The following is a 236-nucleotide window of genomic DNA, read 5'->3' as shown; positions in this document are numbered from 1 at the left end:
CTTGTAAATCTGATACGGTCCGTCAAAATTCATCAGCGCCGTATTTGTATAGCAATTCTCATATTTCAAAAGCAACGCCGCCGTTTCCTGAACCCACGGCCCGCCGACATGAGAAAGACAGATGTTCACTTCGGGATATTTACTTAAAACCTCCTCAAATTCAATCGGACGGCAATATTTTGCCAGAGAGTTATTTTCCATACTCAATCCTGCCTGAAAAATGATCGGCCTTTTAT

The 236-nt window shown here is 42.4% G+C and carries 1 protein-coding gene; it reads right to left on the bottom strand.

What is annotated here, in order from left to right:
• Positions 1-201 (bottom strand): amidohydrolase family protein (locus NE619_RS18505; RefSeq protein ID WP_256133925.1); only part of this gene is annotated, 201 nt, incomplete at its 3' end.
• Positions 202-236: the final 35 nt, after the last annotated feature.

This window comes from Anaerovorax odorimutans, assembly GCF_024459955.1.
In the GTDB taxonomy this organism is placed as follows: Bacteria; Bacillota; Clostridia; order Peptostreptococcales; family Anaerovoracaceae; genus Hominibacterium; species Hominibacterium odorimutans_A.
This window is presented reverse-complemented; position numbering and strand designations above follow the sequence as displayed.